Below are 11,141 nucleotides of genomic sequence, written 5' to 3'. Positions count from 1 at the left end.
GTAGTGACGGTTGGCCTCGGCCATGTCGGCTAACGTCCAGAGATCCCGGCGCGCACCGAGAAACACGGCGGGGCCAATCAGCTCGCGCGCACGCAGGTCGCACAGGCGATAGCCGGCCGGATTCAATCCGATCGGCATGTCGATCATCGCACGCGCATGCGGCAACGCGAGCAAACGCGTCAGGCCTGGCGAATAATCAAAACCATGATCGCCGCGATCGTCGATCCAGGCCGCGACCCAGCCGAAACGAAATCCGTCGAGGCCGAGATAACTATTCACGCGCACGACCCCGCCGCTGCCGACGTTCGTTCATCCCAAGCTGTCACCTCGATGTTGCTCGAACAGCGGTCATGTCTCATCTCGTCAGATATTCGCGCATCAGCGCGCGGGCGCGGTGCAGCCGGGCCTTTACGGTCTGCCTGGATGCACCGAGCGCGACGGCGATTTCCTCGATGGTCATTTCCTTGACGTCGCGCATCAACGCAACGTCGCGATAGTGCGGCGGCAGCGCCTCGAAAGCTGCGGCGACGTCGAGCCGCAGATCGTTTTCAGGACGCGTCAGCAGCAGCGCTTCGGCCGCATCGTCATCGATCGCCGGCGCGAGGCCTGCCTTGCGCGCAAGCCGCAGGCATTCGCGGCGGACGACGCTGAACAGCCAGGCCGAAAACGCCAGCAGCGATCGGATCGTGCCGACATGGCGGAACAGGATCCACAGCGCCTCCTGCGTCGCATCCTCGGCATCCGCCGAGCTGCGGCAGGTCGCGCGCGCGTAGCGGCGGATGTCCGGCTGCGCCGTCTCGAGCAGCGAGGCGATCGCGTGGGGATCGCCGAGCCGCGCGGCTTCGAACAGGTTCGGCGAGATCGCCACCGCACTCACGATACGCCCCCTCGCCCGATCCCCGCCATCGCGCACATCGGGCAATAGCCGACGAAGCCGGTCAGCGCGAAGCCGGCGCCGCCGAGCGCGACCAGCCACGCCGTCACGCCGGCCAGATAAACGAACGCCGCGACCACCACCGCCACCCCTGCGGCAATCCGCACCGCCTGGTGCAGGCCGCCGATGTTCTTCCTGTAAAATGCCATTGCATCCTCCGAGATGAGCCGAGGCTGAATGCCTCGACCATCAAGAGGGCGCGCCGGCCGGAAAGGATTCGCGGGGCTCGTAATTTTTTTCGCGGTCAGCCGCCGACGGCCTGATAGGCCAGGCGCTTGAACTCGAAGAAGAACGGATTCCAGAAGCCCATGTAACGCTGGGCCATCAGGACCCCCGCGGTATTGGCCTGCGGGCAGATCCACCAATGGGTGCCGGCGAGCCCGCCCCACTGGAATTCCCCGGTGGAGTTCGGCGGATCAAACGGCGTCGGCGCGAAGGTGACGGCGCCGCCGAGGCCAAAACCCTTGCCGGGGATCGGGCCGAGATTGGCGAAGCGGATGGTCTGCCCTGCCGGGAGCTGGTTCGTCATCATCTGCCGCAGCGTCTCCGGCTTCAGCAGCGCATCCGAACCGGGCAGCAGCGCGCGGACCAGTGCGAGCATGTCGGGCAACGTCGAGACCAGACCGCCGCCGCCCGAGAGCCGCGGAAACGGCCGTCGATAGGCATGCGGAAACGGCAGATTGTCGGCGCGCGTGAGCCCGGGCTTCATGGGGTCGAGCACATCAGCGCCATTGTAAAGCGCAACCAGCCTGCCCTGCTGCGCTTCCGGAACATGGAAGCCGGTGTCGGTCATGCCGAGCGGGTCGAAGATGCGCGCCTTCAGAAAAGCGTCGAGCGGCTTGCCGGAGACGACCTCCACGATACGGCCGAGCACGTCGGTGGCCACCGAATATTCCCAGGACGTCCCCGGGTGATAGGACAGCGGCAGGCTGGTGAGTTGGTCGATCATGTCGGCGAGTGGCGTCAGCGGGTTGAGTACGCGCGCCTCGTTGTAGGCTTTGAACAGCACCGTGCCCGGATCGAAGATGCCGTAGCTGAGGCCGGAGGTGTGGGTCAGGAGCTGGCGGATCGTGATCGGGTTCTTCGCCGGCTCGACATCGGCAAGGCTCGAAGCGTCCGGCTTCAGCACCTTGCGACCGGCGAGCTGCGGCAGGAATTTCTCGATCGGGTCATCGAGGCCGATGCGGCCTTCCTCGACCAGCAGCATGATCGCGCAAGTGACGAAGATCTTGGTGTTGGAGAAGGCGCGGAAGATATGGTCGGGACGAAGCGCGGTCTTGGCTTCGCGGTCGGCAAAGCCGACGCATTGCTGGTCGACCACCTCGCCCCCGCGCAGCACGGCCCAGGATGCGCCCGGAATGATTTCCTGATCGACATAGCGCTGCATCGCCGTCCGTGCGGCGGAAAATTCCGTAACCTTGGCGTCCATGAGTCTCCCCCAATTGTGGTTTGGACGGATATAGCGCGCTTTCGCGGGAAATGAAGGCCGCAGCGCCTATTGCTGCTTCATGAACGCGGTGACGTGCAGGCAGCGACGGATGCGCATGCCCTGCCGCTGGTACAGCGCGATCGCCGACACGTTGCTGGAAAACACGTGCAGGAACGGAATTTCCCCGCGCGCCTCGATCCCGCGGGCGACGGCCGCAAGCAGCGCCTGCGCATAGCCGCGGCCGCGATAGTCGGGATGCACGCACACGGCCGTCATCTCCACGAACTTACCCGGCTTCATGCGCTCGCCCGTCATCGCGACCAATTGATCCCCGGCGCGGATGCCGAGGAACGTGCCGAGCTCATGGGTCCGCCGCGCGAACGGACCGGGCTTCGTCAGCTCCGTCAGCGCCGTCATCGCTGGGACGTCGTCGGCACCCAGCGTGACGATCTCGGCATCGCGGAGCGGACTGGCCGCGGGCGAGCCGATCATCTGCTCGCAAGGCCCGGCGATCACGACCTTGAAGCCGGCGGGTACGTCGATCGGATCCGGCGTGAACAATGCGGCGACCTGCGAGCCCGACAGGAGATCACCGAGCGCGGCAAAGCTTGCCGCGGACATGTCGACCATGTCGGCAAACGGCGTCATGTCGACGGGATAGCGCAGCGCCCGCGGGCCGCCTTCGGCCAGATGCTTGTGGCTGGTCGTCAGCGCGCTCCAGATCGGACGATCGAGCAGCGCCTCATCGCTGTCGGACACCGGCCTAGTCCTTGTCGAAGCTGACGATCACCGCAGCATTGGCGATGAGGATGGGATCGTTGGCCACTTCGGTCGCCGAGGGAATCTCCAATCCACCCTTGACCGCGGTGACGGTGACGGTGCCGTAAGGAAGCTCCTTGGCCACCGCCTCCTTGTCGACGGCTTCCGGATTGGGCACCGCGATCGTGACGTCGACGAACATGTCGTTCGCAGTCTTGCCGATCATCCGGAAGAAGCCGAGGCTCGAATGCCTGATGGCATCCGACACCGCGCGCTTGGCCGCCTTGGTGGCGTCCCTGCCGTGGACATCAACGCCCATACCCATCTCGGTGACGCAGCGAACACGAGTCATGTTCATTCCCATTAGTGCTGGAGTTCAGAAGGGCCGACCTTCCGCGATCTACGCCTCCGGCACAAGCGCCTTTTCGCGCAGGAAATATGCGTTGCGGTCCTCCTCCTGCGCGTTCACGACCGCGCGAATTCGCAGCAAATCCTTGCGCGCAACCAGGCCCACCACGCGATGACTGGCGCGGTCGACTACCGGCAGGCGCCCGAGATCGGAGGCGACCATGAGATCGGCGACCCGCCCCAGCACGTCGTCAGGATATGCCATCACGGCCGAGCTGTCCGAGACGACGTCGTCGAGCGTTGCCGCCTGGTGATCGCCCTCGGTGCGCCAGCGCAGCACATCGGCGCGCGTGACCATGCCGGCCAGCCGTCCATCGGCAGTGACGACGGGATAGGATTTGTGACGGCGCTGGTCCGAGGTGAAGAAAGTGACCGCTTCGTCAATGGGCATGTCGACCGGCAGCGTGTCGACATCAGTGACCATGACATCGGCGGCGCGGAGCAGCTCGAACGGATCGATCGCGTATTCGCGCGTGATATGCTGGCCGCGGCGCGCGATCTTCTCGGTCAGGATCGAGCGCTTCAGGAGCAGCACCGTGACGGCATGCGCTGCGCCGGTCGCCGCCAGCAGCGGCAGCAGCATATCGATATTGCCTGTCAGCTCGATGGCGAACATCACGCCTGTCAGCGGCGAGCGCATCGTGCCGCCCATCATCGCGGCCATGCCGACCAGCGCCCAGAATGACGCGCCACCGGGCAGCGCCAGCCCCTCCATCCAGCCGGCCGTGCCGCCGAGGATCAGCAGCGGCGCCAGCACGCCGCCCGACGTGCCTGAGCCGAGCGCAATCACCCAGACCGCGGACTTCACCAGCAGCAGCCGGATCGCTTCGTCGCGCGCCATGTGGCCGGACAAGAGATCGGCGATGATGTCGTAGCCGACGCCAAGCGCGCGCGGATCGACGAGGCCGCCGAGGCCGACGATCAGACCGCCAAGCATCGGCCACCACATCCAGTGCACCGGCAGGCGGTCGAACAGGTCTTCGATCGCGTAGAGCAGCCGCGTCATCAGCCCTGATTGCAGGCCGGCGACGATGCCGACGCCGATCGCTGCTGCCAGCCCCCACCACGGCAGATCCGGCCGCTCGGCAAACGGAAACAAGGGTCCCGTCCCGAACAGCAGCGGGCGCCAGGCCGCCGAGATCACCGCCCCTGTCACCACGGGCAGGAAGCTGCGCGGCTTCCATTCGAACAGCAGCAGTTCGACCGCGAGCAGGACGGCCGCGATCGGCGTGCCGAAGATCGCGGTCATGCCGGCAGCCGCGCCCGCGACCAGCAGCGTCTTGCGCTCGGCGGCGGTAAGATGAAAGCACTGGGCGAAGATCGACCCGATCGCGCCGCCCGTCATGATGATCGGCCCCTCGGCGCCGAACGGTCCGCCGCTGCCGATCGACACCGCCGAGGACAGCGGCTTCAGGACCGCGACCTTCGGCTGCATCCGGCTGCCGCCGATCAGGATCGCCTCGATCGCTTCGGGGATGCCGTGTCCCCGGATCTTCTCCGAGCCGTAGCGCGCCATCAGCCCGATGACGAGACCACCGAGCGCCGGCGCCAGCACCATCCAGATCCCGGGACGGGCATTCGCCAGCGAAACGTTCTCGGTGCTGAAATGACCGAACCAGACCAGATTGGTGACGAGCGCGATGAGCTTCAGCAGCACCCATGCGGCGCCCGCCCCGAGGCTGCCGACCAGCAGGGCCATGCCGATCAGGATCAATACGCGGCGGTCGGCGGTGAAGTCTCCGGGCTTGCCGCGAGGACGCGGGAGGCCGCCGGTGATGTCCAGGGTCTGGCGCATGGATAGCTCTTGTCGGGAGATTTTGCCGGGAGGGTTCTTGGCGCCTGCCAATATATATCGTGTCACGATATATATCAAGGAATGGCTGGTATGATCCTCCGGGCAAATGCCGGCCGGAGCGCTACCTCTCCCGCGCCCGCAGCTCGTCCACGAGCACCCGCACGTTCTCCGAATAATCGATCGGGATCACGATCAGATGCACGCCGCCCTCTTTGAAGGCGGCATCCAGCGTCGGGCCAAAGCTGTCGATGCTCTCGATCCGATGCCCCTTCGCCCCATAGGCCTTCGCGTAGAGGACAAAATCGGGATTGCCAAAGGTCATGCCGTAGTCGGCGAAGTGATCGACGGCCTGCTTCCAGCGGATCATGCCGTAGGCCTTGTCCTCCAGCACCAGCACGACCAGATTGAGCTTGAGGCGGACGGCGGTCTCCATCTCCTGGCTGTTCATCATGAAGCCGCCGTCGCCGGCGACCGCGAGCACACGGCGATCCGGATAGAGCATCGCGGCCATCATCGCCGACGGAAGTCCGGCGCCCATCGTCGCCAGCGCATTGTCGAGCAGCAGCGTGTTGGCGACGCGGGTGCGGTAGTTGCGCGCGAACCAGATCTTGTACATGCCGTTGTCGAGCGCGACGATGCCGTTCTCCGGGATCACCTGGCGGATGTCGTGCACGATCCGCTGCGGCGTCGGCGGCCAGCGCGCCTCGGTGGCGCGGTCGGCGATGTGGCCGAGAATCTTCTCGCGCAACGGCAGCAGGGCCGCAGCCTGCGGCAGCTTGCCTTCGAGCCGGTCGGCGAGCAACTCGAGGCTCGGGCCGACGTCGCCAATGACCTCCGCGTCGGGAAAATAGACCAGCTCGACGCTGGCAGATGTGTAGCTGACGTGAATGACCTTCGGCCCTGACGGCCCCATGATGAAAGGCGGCTTCTCCACGGGGTCGTGGCCAATCGCGATGATCAGGTCGGCGGCATCGATCGCGTCATGAACGTAGTCGCGTTCGGACAGCGCGGCCGTCCCCATGTAGAGATTGGTGCCGCCAGGCACGGTGCCCTTCCCCATCTGCGTGGTGAAGAACGGAATGCCGGTCCGCCGCACGAAGCTGGCGATACCGTGGGTCGCGCGCGGCCGGCTGGTCGCGGCGCCCATCATGACCAGCGGATGTCGCGCCGACAGGATCATCTCGGCGGCGCGGTCGAGCGCGGCGCGATGGGCGACCGGGATTTCGATCGGATGGACCGGGATCACGGGAACATCAGGCACTTCGTCACCCGCGATGTCCTCGGGCAATTCGAGATGCACCGGCCCTGGCCGCTCTTCCATCGCCACGCGGAATGCGTCGCGCACCACGGTCGGAATGCTGGAGGCGCTGACGATCTGCCGCGACAGTTTCGTCAGCGGCTTCATGGTCGCGACCACGTCCACGATCTGGAAGCGCGCCTGACGGCTGCTCATGATCGGCTTCTGGCCGGTGATCAGGATCATCGGCATCGCGCCGAGATGCGCATAGGCCGCGCCCGTTGACAGATTGAGCGCGCCGGGGCCGAGCGTCGAGAGGCAAACGCCGGGCTTGCCGGTCAACCGCCCATGCGTGGCGGCCATGAAGGCGGCGGCCTGCTCGTGACGGGTCAGGACCAGCTCGATCTTGGAGGTGCGGAGCGATTCCACGAGATCGAGATTCTCTTCGCCGGGAACGCCGAAGATGCGGTCGACACCTTCATTCTCAAGCGCCGCGACAAACAGGTCCGATCCCTTCACCTTGCGCTCCTGTCCGCTCATGTCGCCTCCGCTTGTGCTCGCTCCCGTGTTCGGGGAACAATGACATGGTAGCGGTCCGTGGCATATGCACAACTCACAAAGAGGCGCGCAATTGCATCAACTCTCGTTGCGAGCGTAACGAAAGAGGATGTACGGCCGAGATGCAGCCGGGCTGTCGCCCTTCGAGGCTCTCCACGCGACGCGTTGCGTCGCACGGTTCGCACCTCAGGGTGACGGGCATGAATGGGCGCTCGCGGCAAGGCGTTGGATGCTCAATTCTGCAGACACACCGCGGCAATCTCGCGGCGGGATCTTGCCCGAGCTTCGCTTCATCTCGACACCCTCTGTCAGAGGGCGCAGGGAAGACCGGGTGCCGGCTGGCACCCGCGGTCCACTGTGCGAATCCTGCGTGACAAGAAGCTGCACAGCGGCATACAGGTGTAGCCAGGACAACCCGGCCTTCCCTGCGCAGTGGTTTGACGGCTTATGCCGAGTTCTCCCCGGGGAGCGATGCACTATTGCCCCCGTCGCCTTGCAGATCGCTGATGCGCGCCCCCGGTCGGGCACCACACATCACCGCAAGACTTGACGCACAGACCCCGGGCGTCAGGACGACACGGTTTTGCCGTACGCATGTCACACCGGTCGTGTGCGCGATAGGCTGTCGCTCACGGTTGCCCGCCCTGCGATGCCTCTCGCGCCGATGTGACGAACGTCCACCGCAGCTCACCCCACGTTTCGTGACGATCGCGATACGCCCCTCTGACCGGGGTGAGGTGGCGGGACAATGCGACAAAGCCGAAATTCTGTAAAGGCGAATATTTCTGTCTGGGCGTATTGCCCCACGGCTTGCGTGTTTTGCGCGTCGGGCAACACAACAGCTTGTAGGTGCAAGAGGTGGATGAGCCAAGCGTCATCCACCCTCTCTGCCGCCACAGAGAAAGGTGGATCACGCCCAGCGCCTGCGCTTGCAGCTTCTGCGCTAAGCTTTCGTCGCGGTCGGCGGCTAGACGTTGCAAGTCGCGCGCAGCATGCTATCGCTCGCGTCATGACGCCGAGAAATTTTGAAGCACGTTGCCTGCGCCTGCCAGCCGCCACCAAGGTGGTGCAGTGGGAGGGCACCTCCGTGTTCAAGGTCGGCGGCAAGATGTTCGCACTCGGCGGCGGCTTTGCCGCAGGCTCCGGCAGCTACATGTTCAAGGTCTCGGACATGGCCTATGCGATGCTGATCGAGCATGCCGTGGCGCGGCCGGCGCCATACCTTGCGCGCGCCAAATGGGTGCAGCTCGTCAGCAACAATTCGCTGCCGGATGCCGAGCTTGCCGGCTATCTCGCCCAGGCTCATGCGCTGATCGTGGCGAAGCTGACGCGGAAGGCCCGCAAGGAACTGGGCCTCGGTTAAGCCAATCGAATTGACCTTCGCGCGATATCTGACTAAAGTCAGACATCATGCTCGACCCCGTTTCTCGCGTTCGCCGCTTCAACCGTGCCGTCACCTCCGCCGTCGGTGCGCTCGATACCTCGTTTCTTGGGCGCGGCCGCCCGCTCGGCGCGGCGCGTGTGCTCAATGCGATTGGGCACGGCCGTTCGGACGTGGCCGATATCCGCGACTATCTCGGCCTGGATTCCGGTCTGATGAGCCGGCTGCTGCGCAGCCTGGAAGAGGACGGTCTGGTCGAGACCGCCGCGCATGAGGACGATGCCCGCCGCCGGGTCGCGACATTGACGCGTGCAGGCCGGCGCGAGTTCGCGGCCTATGAGGCGCTGTCGAACACGCAGGCCGAGGGCTTGCTCGCGCGGCATTCGCAGGCTGACGCCCTGCTGGCAGCGATGGACCTGATCGCGTCCGCATTGACGCGCGAGCGTGTTGCGCTGGAGGAGATGGATCCGCGGAGCGAGCAAGCGCGCTACTGCCTCGGCGAGTATTATGCCGAGCTTGGCCGCCGCTTCAGGCAGGGCTTCGACGTCTCGCTGTCGCGCGACCCTGACGCCAAGGACATGCGCCGCCCGCGCGGCAGCTTCATCGTCGCGATGTCGGACACACTGCCGATCGGCTGCGTGGGCCTGAAGGGAACCGATCACGGTTACGCCGAGATCAAGCGGCTGTGGGTGGCGCCCGCCGCGCGCGGATTGCGGCTCGGCCGGCGCCTGATGGACGCGACCGAGAGCGCCGCGCGCGAGTTCGGCATCACGCTGCTGCGGCTCGACACCAACAGCGCGCTGCCCGAGGCCGGCCAGCTCTACCGCACGACGGGCTGGCGCGAGATCCCACGCTACAATGACGATCCCTACCCGGACCTGTTTTTCGAGAAGCGCATCTGATGCGGATGAGTATCGTCACCTCGTCCGCGTCGGGCGCACGACGATCTCGTTGACGTCGACGTCATCGGGCTGCTCGATGGCGAAGCGCACCACGCGGGCGATGGCGTCTGGCTGAAGCGCAATCGCCCGATACGTCTTCATCGCCTCGGCGGCCACGGGATCGGTGATGGTGCCCGCGAGCTCGCTTTCGACCACGCCGGGATGGATGCAGGTGACGCGGATATTGTCGTGCTCCTGGCGCAGGCCATCCGAGATCGCTCGCACCGCATATTTCGTGGCGCAGTAGACGGCTGCCGTCGGCGACACGCTCAGCGCACCGATCGAAGCGATGTTGACGATTTGGCCGGAGCCGCGCGCCACCATCTCCGGCAGCACGGCGGCGATGCCGTAGAGCACGCCCTTGATGTTGACGTCGACCATCCGGTCCCACTCCTCGACCTTGAGCGAGGCCATCAGCGACAGCGGCATCACGCCGGCATTGTTGACGATGACGTCGACGCGGCCCCACAGGCCGCGCGCGGCGTCGGCAAAGGCGGCAACGCTGGCGCGGTCGGTGACGTCGAGCGGATGCGCGAGCGTCGTTCCGCCCCGCCCGTTCAACTCAGCCGCGAGCGCGTTCAGGCGGTCGGTGCGCCGCGCGCCGAGCAGAACCTTCGCGCCGGATGCGGCCAGCTCGCGGGCAATGCCTGCGCCGATACCGCTGGAGGCGCCGGTGATGAGAATGACTTTGTCGATTGGCATGAGGTTCTTCCCGTTGCTTTCGGAGTGATTGCGGGAAGATGGACCGGCGCCATCGCTGTGATAAGACGACGATCCCTAACCACACTGACAAGCTACGCTAACCGATGGAACCAGACCTCAACGCCCTCGCCGTCTTTGCGCTGGTCGCCGAAGAGCGGAATTTCCGCGCCGCCGCCGACCGTCTCGGCGTAACCCGCTCGGCGGTAAGCCAGACGATCCGGCGGCTGGAGGAAACGCTCGGCATCGCGCTGGTCCAGCGCACCACGCGTAGCGTCAGCCTGACCGAAGCCGGCGAGCGGCTGCATGCGGAGGTCGCGCCCGCGATCGCGGACATGCGCGCCGCGCTCGACGGCACCGAGGCACTGCGCGGGCGGCCACGCGGATTGCTGCGCCTCGCCGTCTCCTCGATCGCCGAGCATTTTCTCTCGGGGCGCTTTCTTGCGGACTTCGCCGACGAGAACCCGGAGGTGCAGCTCGACATCACCGTGACGGATGCGGAATTCGACATCGTCGCCGCCGGCTATGACGCCGGCGTCCGCCTTGGCGAGGTCATCGAGCAGGACATGATTGCGGTGCCGATCGCCGGCGAGGAACGCCAGCTCGCCGTCTGCGCGCCGGATTTCCGCGCCCGCTTCGGCGTGCCCTCGCATCCGTCCGAGCTTGCGTCCTTTCGCTGTATCGGCTGGCGTCCGGCGCCGAACGTTGTCCCCTATCGCTGGGAGTTTGCCGACGGCGGCAAGGAGTTCAGCGTCGCGGTCGCGCCCGAGATCACGACCAACGACATGGCGCTGATGATCAAGCTGGCGGTGGCCGGCGCCGGCATCACCTTCGGCATGGAGGCGAGCTTTCGCCCCGCGATCGCGCGCGGCGAACTGGTGGCGATCCTGGAGGACTATTGCCCCTGCTTCGCCGGATTCTATCTCTACTACCCGAGCCGCCGCAACGTCGCACCGAAGCTGCGCGCCCTGATCGAGCATCTGCGGCGGCGCGCGTGAAC

Annotated in this window: 12 protein-coding genes; 3 read left to right on the top strand and 9 right to left on the bottom strand. The window is 65.9% G+C overall.

All coding sequences use genetic code 11. From position 1 onward, the window contains the following. From CV770_RS33585 to CV770_RS33550, 8 genes are all read right to left on the bottom strand, one after another. On the bottom strand, positions 1-279 hold a 279-nt coding region (locus CV770_RS33585), incomplete at its 3' end, for a DUF429 domain-containing protein (RefSeq protein ID WP_146101406.1). 76 nt (positions 280-355) lie between these two features. After that, a complete protein-coding gene (locus CV770_RS33580) occupies positions 356-877 on the bottom strand; it encodes an RNA polymerase sigma factor (RefSeq protein WP_104465404.1) in 522 nt (173 codons plus the stop codon). Continuing rightward, positions 874-1,083 carry a YgaP family membrane protein gene (locus tag CV770_RS33575; RefSeq protein ID WP_201760160.1) on the bottom strand — a complete coding sequence of 70 codons (210 nt, stop codon included), beginning with the start codon at positions 1,081-1,083 and terminating at the stop codon, positions 874-876. Before CV770_RS33575 ends, CV770_RS33580 begins: the two co-directional genes overlap by 4 nt. A gap of 95 nt (positions 1,084-1,178) precedes the next feature. Continuing rightward, positions 1,179-2,363, bottom strand: coding sequence for a serine hydrolase domain-containing protein (locus CV770_RS33570; RefSeq protein ID WP_104465403.1), 1,185 nt, complete (start codon positions 2,361-2,363; stop codon positions 1,179-1,181). Between the two features lie 66 nt (positions 2,364-2,429). Next, a complete protein-coding gene (locus CV770_RS33565; RefSeq protein ID WP_104465402.1) occupies positions 2,430-3,122 on the bottom strand; it encodes a GNAT family N-acetyltransferase in 693 nt (230 codons plus the stop codon). Between the two features lie 4 nt (positions 3,123-3,126). Continuing rightward, complete coding sequence (locus CV770_RS33560) at positions 3,127-3,474, bottom strand: Lin0512 family protein (RefSeq protein WP_026201886.1); 348 nt, start codon at positions 3,472-3,474, stop codon at positions 3,127-3,129. Between the two features lie 48 nt (positions 3,475-3,522). Next, the gene (locus tag CV770_RS33555; RefSeq protein ID WP_104465401.1) at positions 3,523-5,325 is read right to left on the bottom strand and encodes a chloride channel protein; all 1,803 of its coding nucleotides are present in this window, start codon (positions 5,323-5,325) and stop codon (positions 3,523-3,525) included. 121 nt (positions 5,326-5,446) lie between these two features. Next, positions 5,447-7,102, bottom strand: coding sequence for an acetolactate synthase large subunit (locus tag CV770_RS33550; protein WP_104465400.1), 1,656 nt, complete (start codon positions 7,100-7,102; stop codon positions 5,447-5,449). A 1,027-nt stretch (positions 7,103-8,129) separates the two neighbouring features. Here CV770_RS33550 and CV770_RS33535 point away from each other — a divergent pair. Then, a complete protein-coding gene (locus CV770_RS33535) occupies positions 8,130-8,483 on the top strand; it encodes an MmcQ/YjbR family DNA-binding protein (RefSeq protein ID WP_091954771.1) in 354 nt (117 codons plus the stop codon). A 47-nt stretch (positions 8,484-8,530) separates the two neighbouring features. Continuing rightward, positions 8,531-9,403, top strand: a complete 873-nt coding sequence (locus tag CV770_RS33530) for a bifunctional helix-turn-helix transcriptional regulator/GNAT family N-acetyltransferase (protein WP_104465399.1) — start codon at positions 8,531-8,533, stop codon at positions 9,401-9,403. Positions 9,404-9,418: 15 nt separating this feature from the next. Here the strand turns inward: CV770_RS33530 and CV770_RS33525 are convergent, their stop codons facing one another. Beyond that, positions 9,419-10,144 (bottom strand): SDR family oxidoreductase, encoded by a 726-nt coding sequence (locus CV770_RS33525; protein ID WP_104465398.1) that lies wholly within the window; start codon positions 10,142-10,144, stop codon positions 9,419-9,421. Positions 10,145-10,248: 104 nt separating this feature from the next. On the opposite strand from CV770_RS33525, the gene CV770_RS33520 reads away from it, so the two are divergent. Then, on the top strand, positions 10,249-11,139 hold the full coding sequence (locus CV770_RS33520) for a LysR family transcriptional regulator (protein ID WP_104465397.1): 891 nt from the start codon (positions 10,249-10,251) through the stop codon (positions 11,137-11,139). The last annotated feature ends 2 nt before the right edge of the window (positions 11,140-11,141 follow it).

The sequence above is a fragment of the Bradyrhizobium sp. AC87j1 genome (assembly GCF_002936975.1).
Lineage (GTDB): Bacteria > Pseudomonadota > Alphaproteobacteria > Rhizobiales > Xanthobacteraceae > Bradyrhizobium > Bradyrhizobium shewense.
Note: the sequence above shows the minus strand (reverse complement) of the source record. Positions and strands in the feature narration are given on the sequence as shown.